Origin of the sequence: Luteitalea sp. TBR-22, from assembly GCF_016865485.1 — a bacterium.
Taxonomy (GTDB): Bacteria; Acidobacteriota; Vicinamibacteria; order Vicinamibacterales; family Vicinamibacteraceae; genus Luteitalea.
In genome coordinates this window covers 993,430-1,011,355 of the sequence record NZ_AP024452.1, presented here as the reverse complement: position 1 = coordinate 1,011,355, position 17,926 = coordinate 993,430, and the positions used below count along the sequence as shown (strand labels likewise).

Below are 17,926 nucleotides of genomic sequence, written 5' to 3'. Positions count from 1 at the left end.
CGGTTCGGCGAGGGCCTCCGACGGGTGATACGCTCCGCGACATGGGTGCTCCAGGAGGCTCCGCCCTCTCGCGGGAAACGCGCCTCCTCGCGGCGACCATCGGCGTGTCGCTGGTGGTGCTGCTGGTGCTGGCGCGCTTCCGCTTCCCCGACACGTCGAGCGAGGTGCGCGACGGCACGTCGGCGCAGCCGCTGGCGCGCCTCGCCGCGCGCGCCGCCTTCGACGACCTGTCGCTGGCGGTGCGCGAGCTCACGGGACGGGTCGAGGGCGCGCTGACGTCGCTGCGTGTCTCGCGGCCAGGCGTCGACGACGGCTGGCGCCTCGTGCCGGCGCTGCGCGTCCGCGACGACGTGGCCATGGCGCTGCTGCCCGAGCGCGCCCTCGTCGAGGCCGTCTTCGGCATGCCCGGTCCCGTGACCGTGCTCGGCCGCGATCCGGTGCGGGGTGTGACGCTGGTGCGGGTGCCGTCCAGCCCGGCGCCGGTGCTGACGATCCGCGATTCCCAGCCTCTGACGGCACCTGGCTATGTGGCCGTAGCGGAGGCGAGCGACGCCGGCACGTCGCTGCGCCCGGTATTCGTCGGCCGCAGCGATGGCCTCGGCGATCCCCGGTGGGATGGTCCGCTCTACAGCGTCGGGCGGGGCGCGGCCGACGACGAGGGGGCACCGGTGTTCACGCTCGACGGGCGCCTGGTGGGCCTGGTGACCCGTGTGAACCACGAACCGGCCGTGGTGCCTGCGTCCGTGCTGCTGGCGATGGTCGACCCGCTCCTGCGGGGCACCACCACGCCGCCCGGCGATCTCGGCATCACCACGCAGGCACTCGACACCCGACTCAGCGCCGCGACCGGCGCGCAGGCAGGCGCCGCGGTGGTCACCGTCCGCGACGACGGGCCATCGGCCGGGCGACTGGTGCCCGGCGACGTCGTGACGGCGGTGAACGGCCAGCCCATGCGCAACGGCGCCGCGCTGGCCCAGCGGGTCGCCCGCAGCGCCCCGGGGACGACCCTGTCGCTCACGGTGCGCCGAGACGGCGCCATCCTGACCGTCCCGGTCATCGTCGGAGCACGGCCGGCCCTCCCGCAGTCGCCCGTGCGCGCTGCGGCCGACACGTCGAGTCGGCCGCTCGGGTTGACGCTGCGCGCCATCGAGGGACGCGGCAGCGAGATCGTGCGAGTTCAGGAAGGGTCGGCAGGCGCGGCCGCCCTGCTGAGCAGTGGCGCGATCGTCGTGGCGATGGGTCCGACGCGGGCGCCCACACCGGCCGCGATCGTGCGGGCCTTCGAGGCCCTGCCCGCCGGCGGCAGCCTGCTGCTGAGCGTCGAGGCCGACGGCCGTCCACGGCTCGTCGCCGTGCCGCGATGAGCCGCCAGGAAGACTGGCGCGAGGTCGGGGGCGCCGACGCCCTCGACACCGCCCTGCCGCCGGTGCAGCCCGACGGGCCGTCGTGGCTGCAGCCGCTGCGCACGCGCGCCGCGCTGGGCCTGGCCCCCGCCGTCGCGCCCGCTGTCGTCTTCGTGCCGATCGGCGCCGCCCTCGGCCCGGCGTTCTCCAACGTGTTGAACCCGACCGCCCTCGGATACCTCGACGCCGTCGTCGCCGTGGCGCTCGCCGTACTCGGCGTGTTCGCCGGCCTCGCGCTCGCGCTCGAAGGACCGCGCGACCGCCGCGTCTTCGCCGCAGCGAGCCTCGAGGCAGGCATCACGCTGTTGATCGTCGCGGCCGCCTTCCTCGTCCTGCTCGGCGCATGGGGCATGCCGCTCGGGCTGCCCGTCGGGTTGGTGGGCGTCACGCTCGGGTTGTGCGCGTCGGTCTCCTCCGCGTCGAGCACCAGCGACGTCTCGGCGACGCACGCCTTCGCCGTGAAGATCGCCGATCTCGACGACGTGCTGCCGATCGTGGTGAGCGGCCTCGTGGTCGCGTCGATCGGCCGCAGCCTCGCCGCGCCCGCTGCCGACATCGCCACCTGGGCGGCCTGGACGGTGTTGCTGGGCAGCGCCATGGGCCTGGCGGGCTGGATGCTCTTCGAGCGCGCCCACTCGCGGGCCGAGCGCAACGTCTTCATCGCCGGCATCCTCGCGCTGATCGGCGGCACGTCGTCGTACCTGGGGCTGTCGCCCTTGCTGGCCGGGTTGGTGGCGGGCGTGCTGTGGGTGTGGCTGCCCGGGCACGCCGACCGGGTGGTGCGCGAGGACCTGCAGCGCGTGCAGCACCCGCTGCTGGTCGTGCTGCTGCTGGTGGCCGGTGCCTCCTGTGCCTACTCGCGCGAGGCCGTCTGGCTGAGCGCCCCGCTCGTGCTGTTCCGGCTGACGGGCAAGCTGACCGGTGGCTGGCTGGCGACCCGCCTGCAGGGCCGCCTGACGGCCGGCGAACTGGGGCTGCACCTGGTGGCGCCGGGCCTGCTCGGAATCGCGCTCGCGCTGCACCTGTTGCAGGTCGTCCGCACTCCGGGCATGACGGCCATCCTCACGGCGGTCGTCATGGCGACGCTCGCGTCCGAGGCGCTCGCGCTCGTGCTCCGCCCCTCCGACGAGGCGCGGGCCTGATGCGCCTGCTGGCGCTGGTGCTGATCGTCGCCACGACGGCGCTGGTCACCGGCCGGGCGCCGGCGCCCGGGCAGAGTGGCGGTCCGGGCACTGCGCTCGCGATCGGCTTCGCGCTGATTGCCGCCTCGCTCACCGGCGAGCTGTTCGAGCGCTTCCGGCTGCCGCGGATCTCCGGCTACCTGTGCTTCGGCGTGGTGTGTGGCCCGTACGCGGGCGCCATCCTGTCGCCGGCGATGGCCCGCGAGATGCAGGTCGTCAACGGCCTGGCCATCGCCCTGATCGCCTTCATCGCCGGCCTCGAGATCAACATCGTGCGCCTCCGGCCGCAGTTGCGCGCCATGCTCACGATGGGCGGCGTGATGCTGGCGTTGATGTGGGTGACGCTCGGCGCGTTGTTCTTCGTGGCCTGGCCATGGCTGCCGATTGCCCCCGAGGTCGAGGGTCTGCCGCGCATCGCGATGGCCGCCCTCGTCGCCACCGTGACGGTGAGCTTCTCGCCGACGGTCAGCATCGCCGTCATCACCGAGAGCCGCGCCAGGGGGCCGCTGGCCGAGTTGGTCCTGGCCCTCGTGGTGCTCGCCGACCTGATGCTGATCCTGCTGTTCACGCTGTCGATGGAGAGCGTGCGCTTCGCGCTCGGCAGCGGACAGGCCGGCCACGGACTGCTCTCGGGCCTGGCGTGGGAGATCTTCGGGTCGTTCGCCTTCGGGGGCATCGTCGGCGCGTGCTTCGCGTTCTACCTGCGGCATGTCGGGCGCGAGGTGACCGTGGTGCTGCTGGGCGTGGCGGTCGTGCTCAGCCAGGTCGGAAGCGCGCTGCACTTCGAGCCGCTGCTCGCCGCCCTCGGGGCTGGGCTGGTCGTCGAGAACATCGCGCCGCCGGAAGGCGATGCGCTACGCCTCGCCGTGGAGCGCGGCGCGCTGCCGGTGCTGGTGCTGTTCTTCGCGGCGGCCGGCGCCAACCTCCACCTGGGCGCGCTGGCGACCGTGGGCCTGCTGGCGGTGGCGATCGCGGCGGTGCGGATGGCGCTCATCCGCGGCAGCGCCACGATCGGCGCCAAGGTGGCCGGGTTGACGGGCCAACCGCCGGCGCTGGCGTGGATGGGACTGGTGTCGCAGGCCGGCGTGACGCTCGGCCTGGCGATCCTGATCAACGCGGAGTTCCCCGACTGGGGCGGCCGGCTCTACGCCCTCATCGTCTCGATGATCACGCTGCACGAGACCATCGGCCCCATCCTCTTCCGCAATGCCCTGGCGCGGGCCGGCGAGGTCGGAAAGATGGACGTGGCCGAGCCGACGCATGGGACGACGGCGCCGGCACAGTGATGCCGCGATGCTGCGATGCCGGGAACGGCCGCTGCACCACCAGGGCCGAAGGCCGAATGACCAAGGCCGGGGATGCTCAGCTCAGCGAAAACGACGTACCGCAGCCGCAGGTCGCCTTGGCCTTCGGGTTGACCACCACGAAGCCCTTGCTGATCAGGCTCGTGTCGTAGTCGAGCTGCGTGCCTTCGAGGAACTTCAGGCTCTTCGGGTCGACGTAGATGCGGGAGTCGTCGGGGCCGTCGAACACCTGGTCCTGGGCCTGCGGCTCGCCTTCCCAGGCGAACACATAGCTCAGGCCGCTGCAGCCGCCGGCCTTCACGCCGACGCGCAGGCCGCCCTGGGGCATGCCCTGCTTCTCGAGGAGCTTGCGGATCTGACGTCCAGCGTCGAGGGTGATGTACATCATTTGATCCTTGTGATGCTGCGATGCCGGGAATGCTGGGAATGTCGGGGCATTGTCGGCATGGCGAACATGGGTACCTCTCGTTCCAGTCTACCGTTTCGGGCCGCGGGAGGCGCGCAGGGACGGAACCAGCTCGATCAGGCGATCGGCCAGGCTCTCGACGTCGGCCTCGGTGACGGTCCGCAGGAGGCCGAACCGCAGGGAGCTCTTCGCCGCGGCTTCGTCCAGCCCGAGGGCCAGCAGGACGTGCGAGGCGTCGGCCGAGGTCGAGGCACATGCGGCGCCCGGCGACACCGCCACGTCGGTGAGGGCCAGGATCAGGTCGCGGCCCGTCACCCCATCGAAGCCGACGTTGAGGTTGTGCGGCAGGCGCGGCGTGGCCGCCCCGCGGAGGTGCACACCGGGCAGCGAGGCACGGAGCCGCGCCCACAGCCTGTCGCGCAGCGCGCCGACCCGGGCACCGTCGTCGGCCCGCCGTGCGACCGCCAGGCGTGCCGCCTCGCCGAAGCCGACGATGCCGGGGACGTTCAGGGTGCCGGATCGCAGGCCGCGTTCGTGGCCGCCGCCGAGGTGCTGGGCGGCGAGCGTCACCTTCGACGACCTCCGCACGACCAGCGCGCCGACCCCCTTCGGGCCGTAGATCTTGTGCGCCGTGCACGACAGCAGGTCGATGTCCTGCGCGGCCATGTCGATGGCGAGGTAGCCGGTGGCCTGCGACGCGTCGCAGTGGAACCACGCGCCGGCACCGTGGGCGATCGCGGCGATCGCGGCCAGCGGCTGCAGCACGCCGATCTCGTTGTTGCCGGCCATGACCGAGACGAGCGTCGTGCCCGGCGTGACGAGGGTCCGCAGGCGCTCGGGATCGACAAGGCCATCGGGCTGCACGGGCACACGTGTGACGCTCACGCCGACGTGCTCGAGCCGAGCGCACGGGTCGAGCACCGCGGGGTGCTCGGTGATCAGCGTCACCACGTGCAGGTCGGCAGGCGCCCGCCCGCTGTCGAGCTGCGCCTCGATCACCCCGCGAATCGCGAGGTTGTTGGCCTCGGTGGCGCCGCTGGTGAACACCACGTCGCGCAACTTCGCGCCGACCAGTCCGGCGACGCGCTGCCGTGCCTGCTCGACCGCCTCCTGCGCTTCCCAGCCGTAGGGATGCTGCAGGCTCGCGGCGTTGCCGAAACGCTCGGTGAAGAACGGCAGCATCGCCGCGACCACCTGCGGGTCGCAGGGCGTGGTGGCGTGGGCGTCGAAGTACAGGCGGGACACGGGGGACGAGACTGCCGCGATGCCGGGAATGCCGGATGTCGAACGGTCGGCGAGGAGCGCGGGGTAACGCGCGTCGGGCCGCCTATTCGGCAGCCGGGACGGGTGTGCGTCGCGACAGGCTGACCGGCATCGTCGGCACGCTGGTCTCGTCGACGATCTCGGCCAGGGTGCAGCCGGCCAGGGCCATCAGGATCCGGTCCTTGATGCGCCAGAGCGGGTCACGCACGTTGCACTTGGTGTACTGGTCGCAGGCGTGGTCGTCGGTCGAGCAGGCCGTGACGGTCAGCGGCCCGTCGACGGCCTGGATCACGTCGGCGACCGACATCATGGTCGCCGGGCGCGCGAGCTGATAGCCGCCGCGGGTGCCCTGATGCGACACGAGCAAGCCGCGCCGCACCAGTCGCTGCAGGACCTTGGCCATCAGCTCGGCCGGGATGTCGTACTGCTCCGCGATCTCGCGCGCACTGGCCGACCCACGGTCGCCGTGCAGCGCCAGGTGCTTCATGGCCATCAGGGCGTAGTCGGTCTTCTTGGACAGGCGGAGCATGTGTCGATTCTAGCGGAAATCGGCCTTCTTCGGTCGCCCTTCGCCAATCGGGGAGCGGCAAAGGCAGGGCCGGCAGACGCAGGAGGGAGGGCCGGGCGTCCGACCCGGCACCTTCCGCGTCCTGCGCCCGTTGCTATCTCGCCGTTCGCGCGGCCACCGGCGCCACCGGATCCGGCACGCGGTTCTTCACGGCAGGCACGGTCCGCAGGTACGCAAAGATGGCCTTGAGGTCGGCATCGTCCATCTGGCCGAACGCCTGCCACGGCATCGGCGGCATGAGCTGGCGGCCGCGGCCCTGGTGCCGGCCGTTGCGGAGCGTGTCGAGGAACTGCTGCTCGGTCCACGTCCCCAAGCCGGTCTCGGCGTCCGGCGTGAGGTTGGCCGCGAAGCTCAGCCCCCAGCCGCCGGCAAACACCGGCTGCAGGGCAAACGCATAGCCGATGCCCTCGACCGACGGCATGGCCGGCACGGCTTCCCGGGCGTCGTAGCCCGACAGCATGCGCGACGTGTCGTACTCCGGCCCCTTCTCGCCCATGCGCATCGGCGTGTGGCAGTCGCCGCAGCCCTTGCTGGTCACCAGGTACTTGCCGCGCGCCACGGGATCGGCGTGGCTCGGCGCGACCTTCAGCGCGGTGAGCGCCGGGGGCGGCGGCGGGGGCGGCATCGCCGGCCCGCCCGGAGCCACGGGCCCCGGCACCTTGTTGGCAATGGCCGGCACCGTCTGCAGGTACGCGTAGATCGCCCCCAGGTCCTCGTCCGACATGAGCCGGAACGGCTCCCAGGGCATCGGCGGCAGCAGCGGACGCCCGTCGCCGAGGTGCTTCCCGTTGCGGATGGTGTCGATGAACTGCCGCTCCGTCCAGGCGCCGATGCCGGTCTCGCGGTCCGAGGTGATGTTGGCGCTGTGGCTGCGCCCCCACGGCCCGAACCAGGCCGTCAGCGTCGGACTGGCGGCGCCGAGGAACGGCGGGCGCAGGCCGACCGGCTCGGTCACGGCGAGGGTCGCGGGATGTCCCGAGAGGAAGCGGGACGCATCGGGCTCGGGGCCGTTGTCGCCCATCTTCCAGGGCGTGTGGCACGCCGTGCAGTCGCCGGTCCGCACCAGGTACTCGCCGCGCGCGATGCGTTGCGGGTCTGGCCTCGACGCGGCCCGCTGCCCTGCCTGCAGCGTGGCCGTGGTCACTGCGGCCGTGATCAGCGCCGCGATGACCACGGCACCCGCCTGCCTGTACGACTGGAGATGCGTCATGATGTCCTTCCCTGTTGGAGACGGGAGCCGTGCCGGCCCACCGGATGGCCCTGGTTCACCGCGCGCGCGTGTGGCGGAGCGGACTGGTCTCTTCGGCGACCCACCGGCGCAACAGCGTCACCGCCTCCTCGTCAACCAGGCGGCTGCCGAGCGGCGGCATCTGCAGCACCGGATGCCGGGAGGACATCCGGGCGATCAGCATGCTGGCGTCAGGCTGGCCGGGTGCGATGCGCACGTCGACGTCGGGGTGGGCGGCGGAGCGGAAGTGGCTCGGCTGGTCCAGCGTCGTCGCCATCGCCGGCGGCAGGACGCCTGCCTGGCCGGCCAAGGCGTGATGCAGCACGAAGCCCAGCGACGCCATCTCGCCGGCGCCGGTGTGGCACATGCCGCAGTTGCCATGGAGGTAGCCGAGCGCGGCACGCGCGAGCGGCGACGGCGCGTCGATGCGCGGCGCGCGCTGCCGCAGCGACGCCGGCAGGTTGCGCACCAGCCCGCGCGCCAGCAGGTCGTCGAGCGTCACGCCGCCGTCGGGCACGCGCTCGGCGTGGGGCGCGAGCGGATCGCGATCGCTCGAGAGCTGCAGCGCCGACACGCCGAGCAGCCGTGACGGCCCGGCCTCGTGGCAGGCGGCGCAGTCGGTGCGCGAAGGAATGGCGTGCCGCACGCCGTCGCGGATCTCGACGCTGTTGAGGATGCCGCGCGCCGGCACGAGCGTGGCGGTGCCGTCGGGGCGCCACGCGTAGCTGGCGTAGCGCCAGCCCTCGGCGGTGCGCTCGATCATGCGGGTTTCCGCCGGCTGGCCGTGGAAGCGGAATTCCTTCCACACGCGCGTGCCGACCGGGAACTCCCACGCGTCGGGATCGGAGGCGTCGATCCACGTGCCCGGCGGCAGCGACAGCCACCGCGACTTCTCCGCGCCGTCGGTCCACAGTGGGTACTGCGGCGAGAACGCGAGATGACGCCCGTCGACGCGTCGTGCGTCCCAATCGGCATACAGGCCGGTCTCGCGCAGCGTCTCCGGCAGCGCCGCCGACGCCGGCGGCTGCACGCCTGCACGCGGGGCGACCGCGAAGACGGCGGTCAGCAGGGCGAGGCAGGCGAGCGGGACGCGTGGCACGTCCTCTCAAACGTCAGGACTGCACCGCGACGAACGAACGCGCGAAAGGAATCACGGGGCCACACGAAAAACGCGTCGCCCGGGAACATGCTCCCGATGCGACGCGTATATGGGTGCCCGCGTAAGCCGCAAGCCCTGAGATCCTGCCCCTGAGCCCGGCGTCAGTCTCAGTACTTCGGCTTGTGCGGCTCGATGCGCTCGACCCAGGCCAGGATGCCGCCCGCAACGTTCACGGCACGATCGAAGCCCTGCTCGCGCAGCAGCGCCACCGCCTTCGCGCTGCGGCCGCCGACCTTGCAGTGCACCAGCAGATCCTTCGTACGGTCGAGTTCATCGAGCCGACGCGGCAGTTCACCGAGCGGGATCACCGTCGTGCCTTCGATTCGCACGATGTCCACTTCGTGCGGCTCGCGCACGTCGAGCACGAGGATGTCGTCACCAGCGTCGATGCGGCGCTTGAGTTCCTCGACCTCGATGGCCGGCACGGCCGCCGGTGCCGCCGACGCGGGGGCGCCCGCCGCCGGCTTCAGCCCGCAGAACTGCTCGTAGTCGATCAGCGCCTTCACGGTGGGGTTGTCGCCGCACACCGGGCACTCCGGGTCGCGCCGCAGCTTCAGCTCACGGAACTTCATCTTGAGCGCGTCGTAGATGAGGAACCGGCCGATCAGCGGCTCGCCCGCGCCGAGGATCACCTTGATGGCCTCGGTGGCCTGGATGACGCCGATGATGCCGGGCAGCACGCCGAGCACGCCACCTTCCGCGCAGCTGGGGACGAGCCCCGGGGGCGGCGGTTCCGGGTACAGGCAGCGATAGCACGGCCCGCCCTTGGTGGCGAACACCGACGCCTGCCCCTCGAAGCGGAAGATGCTCCCGTAGGCGTTCGGCTTGCCCAGCAGCACGCACGCATCGTTGACCAGGTAGCGCGTCGGGAAGTTGTCGGTGCCGTCGATGATGATGTCGTACGGCTTGAACAGCTCCAGCGCGTTCTGCGACGACAGCGCCACCTCGTGGAGGTCCACCTGCACGTGCGGGTTGATGGCCTTCACCGCGTCGCGGGCCGAGTCCAGCTTCTTGCGGCCGATGTCGGCCGTGCCGTGCAGCACCTGCCGCTGCAGGTTGCTCAGGTCCACCACGTCGAAGTCGACGATGCCGATGCGGCCGATGCCGGCCGCGGCCAGGTACAGCAGGACGGGTGATCCCAGGCCGCCCGCGCCGACGCACAGCACACTGGCCGCCTTCAGCTTGCGCTGCCCCTCCATGCCGACCTCGGGCAGGATCAGGTGCCGCGAGTAGCGCGCCACTTCCTCCTGCTCCAGCGCCGGCAACTCGTCCACCGCCGGGCTCCCGCCAGCCACCGACGGGATGATGCTGATCGTGTCGGCCGCCCCGAGCGGCGTCTGCTCCTTCTGCAGGTACCGGATGTCCTCGTCGTTGACGTAGATGTTCACGAAGTGCCGGAGCTTGCCCTGCTCGTTGTACAGGTGCTTCTTCAACTCCGGGTACGTCGTCGTCAACTGCGCGAGCGCCTCGGCGACGGTCGCGCCGCTCACCTGCACCGCATCGAGCTTGTCGGTGTATTGGCGAAGGGGCGTCGGGATGTGGACGGTCTGGGACACGTGAACTCCTCAATCGGCGGGCCGCAGTGGCCTGCCTTTCCGGCTGGAACCGATCGGATCGATGATAGCGAACGCTTTCCGGGCCTCCCGCCCGCTTGTGTCATATGTCAGGCAGGCGGCAGTTGGTGTAGGCGTCGCCGTCGGCATGCTGGGCCTTGGGCCTTGGGCCTTGCGCCCTGAGCCTTGAGCCCTGAGCCCTGAGCCGGACACCTGTCCGGGTCCACCGGACGTCTGTCACCCGGACACGGGGCCCCGACGACCAGTGACCGCGTGATTTCGCGCCTGTTCGCGCCTCCCGCCGATGGCACCGCGCTTGCCCTCGTGAGGCAGCGTGATATCGGGAACCTCATCGATGGACCGCACCGTGGTCCGCGGCGGCCTCGGCCGACGGCGGTCGATCGCAGCCGTGTGTCTGGTGCTGCTGGTCGGAGGCCTCGCCATCGCCTGGCCGGCGTTCCGGCGTCTCTCGTCAGTGGACCGGGCCATCGACGCCTCGCGCCTCCAGATCGCGGCGGTGACCGTCGGGACCCTGGTGCGTGATGCCGCGGCCGACGGCCGCATCGTGTCGGCCAACGCGCCCACCCTCTTTGCCGCCAGCGCCGGCATCGTCACGCTGCACGTCAAGGCCGGTGATCCCGTGACGCGCGGGCAGGTGCTGGCCACCATCGACAGCCCAGAGCTCCGGAGCCGCTTCACCCAGGAGCAGGCACAGTTGCAGTCGCTCGACGTCGCGCTCGGACGCGCCCGCATCGCCGCTCGCCAGAGCGACACCCGCAACGCGAGCAGCATCGAGCTGGCGCAGGTGCGGCTGCAGTCGGCGCGCCGGAACCTCGAGCGGGCGCGCCAGACCTACGAGGAAGGCCTCCTCAACAAGGTGGACTACGAGCGGGCCCAGGACGACGTGCAGCTCGCCGAAGTGGAACTCAAGACGGCGCAGGCGGCGCGCGGCCTCGAGCAGGAGACCGCGCAGTACGAGATCCAGACGCAGCAACTGGCCCGGACGCGGCAGGCCTCGATGTCCGACGAGGTCGCCCGGCAGGTCGAGCGACTGTCGATCGTCGCGCCGTTCGACGGGCTGATCGGCGCCATCAGCGTCCAGGACCGCGACGCGCTCAACGCCAACCAGGCGGTGCTCACGGTGGTCAACCTCGACGCCTACGAGATCGAGTTCAGCCTGCCCGAGAACGAGGCGGCCGAGGCGGGGCCGGGCACGCCGGTGCGCGTGCTGTACGAGGGCCGCGAATACGACGGCAAGGTGACGGCCATCTCGCCGTCGGTGTCCGACAGCCTCGTGAAGGGGCGCGCCGTGTTCGCCGGCGCGACGCCGTCGACGCTGCGCCAGAACCAGCGGGTGTCGCTGCGGCTGCTGTTCGAGACCCGGCCGCGCGTGCTGACGCTGCCCCGCGGCGCCTTCTTGCAGAGTGGCGGCGGTCGCCTGGCGTATGTGGTGCGCGACGACGTGGCGACACGCGTCGCGATCGGGACCGGCGCGCGCAGCCTGTCGCTGGTGGAGATCACGAGTGGCCTGCGCGAGGGCGACCAGGTCATCGTGTCCGACACCAGCGAGTTCAGCGGCGCCGAACGACTGCTGTTGCGAAACCGTAATTGAAGTTTGACGTTTGACGTTTGACGTTTGACGTTTGACGCCCGGAACCACGAAGGCCGCCGGCCGAATGACGAAGGCCGATGACCGACGGCCGACAGGAGTTGCCATGCTTTCCATGTCCGCAATCCGCAAGGTCTACCGCACCCAGCTGGTGGAGACCTATGCCCTCGACGACATCACCCTCGAAGTGGAGGCCGGCGAGTTCGTGGCCGTCATGGGCCGCTCCGGATCCGGCAAGACGACGTTCCTCAACGTCGCGGGCCTGCTCGACACGTTCGAGGCCGGCACCTACCGGCTCGACGGGCAGGACGTCAGCCGGCTGACCGATCGCGAGATGTCGCGCATCCGCAACGAGAAGATCGGCTTCGTCTTCCAGTCGTTCAACCTGATTCCCGACCTCGACGTGTTCGACAACGTCGACGTCCCGCTGCGCTACCGGCGCCTGCCGGCACGCGAGCGGCGCGAGCGCGTCGAGCGCGCCGTGGAGATGGTGGGGCTGTCGTCGCGGCTGCGCCACCTGCCCTCGCAGCTCTCCGGCGGCCAGCAGCAGCGCGTCGCGATCGCGCGGGTGCTGGCCGGCGATCCGAAGCTGATCCTCGCCGACGAGCCCACCGGCAATCTCGACACGCTGATGTCGCGCGAGGTCATGGACCTGCTCGAGCGGATCCACGAACAGGGGACGACGATCATCATGGTCACGCACTCGCCCGAGTGCGCGGCCCGCGCCCCGCGCCACATCCACCTGCTCGACGGCCGGGTCGTCGACACCAACGCGCAACTGTTCGAGGAACGGACCCTGCCGAGCCTCGCGGTCGCGATCCAGTAGGTGCCCGCCATGCTGCTGCACAACATCTGGATCGCCTGGAAGAGCCTCAAGCGCAGCCCGATGCTGTCGGTGCTCATCGTGGCCTGCATCGCGCTCGGCATCGCCTTCGCCACCACGTTCGCGACCGTGCGGCACGCCTTCACCAGGCACCCGCTGCCGGCCAAGGAAGCGACGCTGCGCTACGTTCGGCTCGACAACTGGGATCCCCGCGAGCCGTATCCCGGCGACGGCCCCAATCGGCTGCCGCCGCAGATCAGCCATCGCGACGCCATGGCGCTGCGCCGCTCCACCATCCCGATCCGGCAGACGGCGACCTTCCGGGCCCGTCTCACCGTGTTTCCCGAGGGCACGACCGTGCGGCCGTCGCGCGAGGACGTGCGGATGGCGACGGCCGACTTCTTCCAGATGTTCGAGGTGCCGTTCCGGTACGGGGCGCCCTGGTCGCGGGAGAGCGACGCCAGGCCGGAGCAGGTCGTCGTGCTGTCGGAGGCGTTGAACGAGCGGCTGTTCGGTGGCCGCAACAGCGTCGGCCAGCGGCTCCGGATCGAGACCCGCGAGTTCCGCGTGGTCGGCGTGCTCGCCGGCTGGCAGCCCACGGTGCGCATGTACGACATGACCGGCAGCGCCCTGGCCGAGCCCGAGGCGCTCTACATGCCGTTCGACCTCGTCGTGCCGATGGAGATCCGCACCGCCGGCAACAGCGACGGCTGGGGGCAGACCACCCGGTCCGGCTTCGCAGCGCTGCTCAACTCCGAGCAGACCTGGATCCAGTACTGGGTGGAACTGGCCAGCCCTGCCGACGAGCAGGCGTACCGCTCGTTCATCGAGAGCTACATCGGCGAGCAGCGGCGCGTCGGTCGGTTCGCCAGGCCGCTGAACTACCGGGTGTCGAGCATCAGGGCGCTGATGGACGACTTCAACGTCGCCCCGGACGAGACGTTCGCGCTGCTGATGGTCGGCCTGCTCTTCCTGGTCGTCGCGGCGGTCAACCTGATCGGCCTGCTGCTCGGGAAGTTCCTGGCGCGGGCCAACGAGGTCGGCGTGCGGCGGGCGCTCGGGGCCTCGCGCCGCGACGTGTTCCTGCAGCACGTGGTCGAGTGCCAGGTGGTCGCGCTGGTCGGTGGCCTGATCGGCGTCGCGCTTGCCGCGGGCAGCCTGCGCCTGCTCAACACCTTCATGCTGGACATGACCAACCGGCGCGACCTCTTCTCGCTGGACGTCTCGATGCTCCTGCTCGCCCTCGCCCTGTCGGTCGCCGCAGGGCTCATCTCCGGCGTCTACCCGGCCTGGCGCATCTGCCGCCTCGCTCCGGCCAACCACCTGAAGATCTGAGGCACGCCATGCATCCGGGTCCCATCATCCGCGCCATGCTGCGCAACAAGGTGCGCTTCGGCCTCCTCGCGCTGGAGGTCGCCCTGACGCTCGCGATCGTCGCCAACTGCGTCAGCCTCATCCTCGAGGCGCGCCGGGAACTCACCCGGCCCTCCGGCTTCGTCGACGCCGAGTTGATGCGCGTCTCGGCCACGCCGTTCAACGAGGCCTTCCGCGAGGCCGCCTACCGCGACACGGTCCTGGACCAGGACCTCCAGGCGCTGCGGGCCCATCCCGGCGTGGTGACGGCCACCAACAGCGCCTTCCTGCCCTGGCAGGGCGGCGGGTCGTCGACGCAGTTCCGGCGCAACCGCTCCGGCGAACCGATCCGGACGCAGATCTACGCGGCCGACGAGAAGTTCCTGGACACCCTCGGCGTGCGCCTCGTGGAAGGGCGGGCGTTCACCCGCGACGACGTGCTGCGGAGCACCGAGCAGTTGCGGGCCCTCAACGCGAGCGAACGCGAGCGGGACGCCTCCGGGATCGCGCGCACCACCGTGACGGTGCCGGCCATCATCACCCGCGCCTACGCGACCCTGATGTTCCCCGAGGGCAGTCCCCTCGGCAAGACGTTCCAGGACGACGACGGCGACCAGTGGCAGGTGATTGGCGTGATCGACCGGTTCTACAACCCGTATGCGTGGAACATCGGCGAGCGCGCCACCTTCTATCCGCAGCGGCAGGGCAGCTACGAGGGCGGCACGGCCTACCTGGTGCGCGTCAAGCCCGGACAGCTCGAGGCCGTGGAGAAGTCGATCGAGGCGACGCTCGGCGCGGTGAACGCCAACCGCACGTACCAGGTGCGCAACGTGGTGGACGTGAAACGACGGTTCCTGGGCAGCCAGACGCTGATGGTACGGCTGCTGTCGCTGGTCATCGTCGTGCTCCTGTTCGTGACCGCGCTGGGGATCATGGGGCTGACGTCGTTCTCGGTCGCCGAGCGCACTCGCCAGATCGGGACGCGACGCGCACTCGGCGCCGGCCGTGGCGACATCCTCACGCACTTCCTGTTCGAGAACTGGATCACCACCACGGTCGGCATCGTCCTCGGCGTCGCGCTCGCCGTGACGCTGAACGTCGCGCTGCTGCGCGAGATCGACGGCCCGCGGATCACCGCAGGCCTGCTCGCGACCGGAGCGGTGCTGCTGTGGCTGGCCGGCCTGCTCGCGACGCTGTGGCCGGCCCTGCGCGGCGCGCGGGTGGCGCCGGCCGAAGCGACGCGGAACATCTGAGTCGGCGTCCGCGTACCCTAGCGCCGTGGCAGCTTCCCCGCTGGCCTGCCTGATCGTGGAGGACCAGGCGCCGGTCGCCCAGGCGCTCGACCTCCTGTTTTCGCTGCACGACGTGCCGACGCGCATCGCGCCCGACGCCGCCTCGGCCCTCCAGCAGGTGCGGGCCGGCGGCATCGGCGTCGTGCTGCAGGACATGAACTTCGCGCCCGGCGAGACGTCGGGCGACGAGGGCGCGGCGCTCTTCCACGCCATCCGCGCAGTGGATCCGGCGATGCCGGTCCTGCTCATGACGGCGTTCACGTCGCTCGAGCGCGCCGTGTCGCTCGTGAAGGCGGGGGCGGCCGACTACTTCGGCAAGCCGTGGGACGACGCGCGCCTCGTCGCGAGCGTGCGCGACCTGCTCGCCATGCGCGACAGGCCGTCGCCGCTGCCGGCGACGACGCCGGCGGCACGGGCTGCGGGCAGCCCCGACCTGCAGGGGATCGTGTTCGAGAGCGGCGCGATGGCCCGCGTCGTCGACCTCGCGGTCCACGTCGCGGCGGCTGACGTGCCCGTGCTCATCACGGGCCCGAACGGCGTCGGCAAGGAGAAGCTGGCCGAGATCATCCAGGCCAACTCGGGCCGCGCCGGCAGGCCGTTCGTGACGGTCAACGTCGGGGCGCTGCCCGACACGCTGCTCGAGGCCGAGCTGTTCGGCGCGGAGGCCGGCGCCTACACGGGAGCCCAACGGCGCCGCATCGGACGCTTCGAGGCCGCGCACGGCGGGACGCTGTTCCTGGACGAGATCGGGACGCTGTCGCTGGCCGGACAGGCCAAGCTGCTTCGCGTGCTGCAGACCGGAGAGTTCGAGCGCCTCGGATCGAGCACGTCGTTGCGCAGCGACGTGCGGCTGCTGTGCGCCACCAACGTCCGGCTTCCCGAAGCCATCGCCAGCGGTTCGTTCAGGGAGGATCTCTACTTCCGGCTGAACGTGATCGAGATCGCGGTGCCGGCGTTGCGCGATCGCCCCGAGGACATCCTCCCCATCGCGCGCCACCTGCTCGCGCGCGCCCCCACCGATCCGGCGCCGGCGCTGTCGGCCGACGCAGAGGCTGCCCTGCTGGCGCATGCCTGGCCGGGCAACGTGCGCGAGTTGCAGAACCGGCTGCAGCGCGCGCGGCTGGTCGCGACAGGCCCGGCGATCACGCCGGCCGACCTCGGACTCGACGAGCGGACGCCGGGCAGCCGCGGGACCGCGCAGGCGACCGTACAGGGCAGCGAACGCGCCGCCCTCGAGGCGCTCCTGCGCACGCACGGCGGCAGCGTCTCGCGGGTCGCCGAGGTGCTGGGGCTGTCGCGTCAGGCGCTGTATCGACGCATGGAACGGCTCGGGGTCTCGCTCGAGCGGCGACCACGGAGCTGACGTGTTCCGCCTGCAGACGCGCGTGCTGATCGCCAACGTGGTCTGCGGCGCGGTGACGCTGGCGAGTGGCGCGCTCATGCTCGAAGCCGGCATGAGCGGCGTTGCCGCCATCGCGGTGGCGCTGGTCCTCGGCTTGGTGGTGGCGCTGGTCGGCGCGCGCGTCGCTCCCGCACCGGCACGGCGGGCCCTGCGCGCCCTGCACGACGGCGTGATGGGCTTTGCCGAGAGCGACTTCGCCACCCGGATCGCCGCCCCGTCGCCGGACGAGGTCGGCGACCTGGTCGCGGTGTTCAATCGGATGGGCGCGGTGCTGCGCGCTGAGCGCGCCGAGCTGATCCAGCGCGAGTTGCTGCTGGACACCCTGCTGCAGGGCGCGCCGATGGCCATCCTGCTGGTGGATCAGCGGCAACGCATCGTCTTTGCCAACGCCGCGTGCCGGCGCGTCTTCCATGGCGCCGCGCGACTCCACGGCCGCGCCCTGCCCGAGATCGTGCCCCTGGCGCCAGAAGCCTTGCGCGGCCCCCTGCGGCGCGGCGAGGACAGCCTCGTGTCATGGGAACACGACGGGCAGGAGGAGAGTTTCCGTGTGCTGGTGCGCGCCTTCCACCTCAACACCGTGCCGCATCGCTTGCTGGTCATCGAGCGCATCACGCACGAGCTGGCGCGACAGGAGACCGCCACCTGGAAGAAGGCCATTCGCGTGATGAGCCACGAGCTGAACAACTCGCTGGCCCCGGTGAGCTCGCTGGCACATTCGGCACGGGTCGCCGCGGAGCGACCCGACGCAGCCACCCGACTTCCCGCCGTGCTCGACGCCATCTCGGAGCGGGTGGCACACGTCACCGCTTTCCTCGAGGGCTACGCCCGATTCGCCCGGCTGCCAGCCCCACGCCGCGAGGCCGTGCCCCTGGCGCCGTTCCTCGCCACCGTCGGCCAGTTGTTCCCCTTCACGCTCGACGCGCCGGTCGGCGACGCGCACGGATGGTTCGATCCAGGCCAGATCCAGCAGGTGCTCATCAACCTGTTGAAGAACGCCGAGGAGTCGGGCAGCGCCCCGGACGAGATCCGGATGGCGGTGGACCAGGTCGAGGCTGGCATCCGGTTCACCGTCCGCGACCGCGGCCACGGCATGGACGAGGAGACGATGCGCAAGGCCCTGCTTCCCTTCCATTCATCAAAGAAGGCCGGGGCCGGCCTCGGGCTCTCGCTCTGCTCGGAGATCGTGGACGCGCACGGCGGCCGGCTCCACCTCGCCCGCCTTGACGAGGGCGGGATGGCCATCAGCGTGTGGTTGCCCGGCCGCACGGGTCCCGCTTGACGTCTGACGGTTTGCGTTTACCGTTGGGGTGACGACCGGGCGTCGAGCACCTCGCGTCCTCTCGGGCGTCACCCGTCGAAGGTCATCCGTCACACGTCATTCG

The 17,926-nt window shown here is 71.3% G+C and carries 15 protein-coding genes; 9 read left to right on the top strand and 6 right to left on the bottom strand.

The genetic code is table 11. The features are described from left to right. Positions 1 to 41: 41 nt before the first annotated feature. Genes TBR22_RS04170 through TBR22_RS04160 form a run of 3 tightly spaced genes read left to right on the top strand, consistent with a single transcriptional unit; the run spans position 42 to position 3,870 of the window. Complete coding sequence (locus TBR22_RS04170) at positions 42 to 1,364, top strand: PDZ domain-containing protein (protein WP_239491697.1); 1,323 nt, start codon at positions 42 to 44, stop codon at positions 1,362 to 1,364. Further along, positions 1,361 to 2,545: a hypothetical protein gene (locus tag TBR22_RS04165; protein ID WP_239491696.1), complete on the top strand. Its 1,185-nt coding sequence runs from the start codon at positions 1,361 to 1,363 to the stop codon at positions 2,543 to 2,545. The genes TBR22_RS04170 and TBR22_RS04165 overlap by 4 nt, the downstream gene beginning before the upstream one ends. Then, a complete protein-coding gene (locus TBR22_RS04160) occupies positions 2,545 to 3,870 on the top strand; it encodes a cation:proton antiporter (protein ID WP_239491695.1) in 1,326 nt (441 codons plus the stop codon). Before TBR22_RS04165 ends, TBR22_RS04160 begins: the two co-directional genes overlap by 1 nt. A gap of 76 nt (positions 3,871 to 3,946) precedes the next feature. On the opposite strand, the gene TBR22_RS04155 is transcribed toward TBR22_RS04160, so the two are convergent. The 6 genes from TBR22_RS04155 to moeB form a co-directional block, all read right to left on the bottom strand. After that, complete coding sequence (locus tag TBR22_RS04155; protein ID WP_239491694.1) at positions 3,947 to 4,273, bottom strand: iron-sulfur cluster assembly accessory protein; 327 nt, start codon at positions 4,271 to 4,273, stop codon at positions 3,947 to 3,949. A 90-nt stretch (positions 4,274 to 4,363) separates the two neighbouring features. Continuing rightward, positions 4,364 to 5,539, bottom strand: coding sequence for a cysteine desulfurase family protein (locus TBR22_RS04150; protein WP_239491693.1), 1,176 nt, complete (start codon positions 5,537 to 5,539; stop codon positions 4,364 to 4,366). An 82-nt stretch (positions 5,540 to 5,621) separates the two neighbouring features. Then, positions 5,622 to 6,086: an Rrf2 family transcriptional regulator gene (locus TBR22_RS04145; RefSeq protein ID WP_239491692.1), complete on the bottom strand. Its 465-nt coding sequence runs from the start codon at positions 6,084 to 6,086 to the stop codon at positions 5,622 to 5,624. A 133-nt stretch (positions 6,087 to 6,219) separates the two neighbouring features. Beyond that, a complete protein-coding gene (locus TBR22_RS04140) occupies positions 6,220 to 7,335 on the bottom strand; it encodes a c-type cytochrome (protein WP_239491691.1) in 1,116 nt (371 codons plus the stop codon). 55 nt (positions 7,336 to 7,390) lie between these two features. Beyond that, a complete protein-coding gene (locus TBR22_RS04135) occupies positions 7,391 to 8,452 on the bottom strand; it encodes a hypothetical protein (RefSeq protein ID WP_239491690.1) in 1,062 nt (353 codons plus the stop codon). A 167-nt stretch (positions 8,453 to 8,619) separates the two neighbouring features. Continuing rightward, on the bottom strand, positions 8,620 to 10,068 hold the full coding sequence (gene moeB, locus TBR22_RS04130) for a molybdopterin-synthase adenylyltransferase MoeB (RefSeq protein WP_239491689.1): 1,449 nt from the start codon (positions 10,066 to 10,068) through the stop codon (positions 8,620 to 8,622). Positions 10,069 to 10,420: 352 nt separating this feature from the next. Here moeB and TBR22_RS04125 point away from each other — a divergent pair, with 352 nt between their 5' ends. The 6 genes from TBR22_RS04125 to TBR22_RS04100 all read left to right on the top strand — a co-directional run bounded on the left by TBR22_RS04125 (position 10,421) and on the right by TBR22_RS04100 (position 17,823). Continuing rightward, complete coding sequence (locus TBR22_RS04125; RefSeq protein ID WP_239491688.1) at positions 10,421 to 11,677, top strand: efflux RND transporter periplasmic adaptor subunit; 1,257 nt, start codon at positions 10,421 to 10,423, stop codon at positions 11,675 to 11,677. A gap of 103 nt (positions 11,678 to 11,780) precedes the next feature. After that, entirely contained in the window at positions 11,781 to 12,500 is a 720-nt protein-coding gene (locus TBR22_RS04120) for an ABC transporter ATP-binding protein (RefSeq protein WP_239491687.1), read from the top strand. Between the two features lie 9 nt (positions 12,501 to 12,509). Continuing rightward, a complete protein-coding gene (locus tag TBR22_RS04115; RefSeq protein ID WP_239491686.1) occupies positions 12,510 to 13,832 on the top strand; it encodes an ABC transporter permease in 1,323 nt (440 codons plus the stop codon). Between the two features lie 8 nt (positions 13,833 to 13,840). Beyond that, the gene (locus TBR22_RS04110) at positions 13,841 to 15,103 is read left to right on the top strand and encodes an ABC transporter permease (protein ID WP_239491685.1); all 1,263 of its coding nucleotides are present in this window, start codon (positions 13,841 to 13,843) and stop codon (positions 15,101 to 15,103) included. A gap of 25 nt (positions 15,104 to 15,128) precedes the next feature. Continuing rightward, positions 15,129 to 16,505, top strand: a complete 1,377-nt coding sequence (locus TBR22_RS04105; RefSeq protein ID WP_239491684.1) for a sigma-54 dependent transcriptional regulator — start codon at positions 15,129 to 15,131, stop codon at positions 16,503 to 16,505. 1 nt (position 16,506) lies between these two features. Then, a complete protein-coding gene (locus TBR22_RS04100; protein ID WP_239491683.1) occupies positions 16,507 to 17,823 on the top strand; it encodes a PAS domain-containing sensor histidine kinase in 1,317 nt (438 codons plus the stop codon). Positions 17,824 to 17,926: the final 103 nt, after the last annotated feature.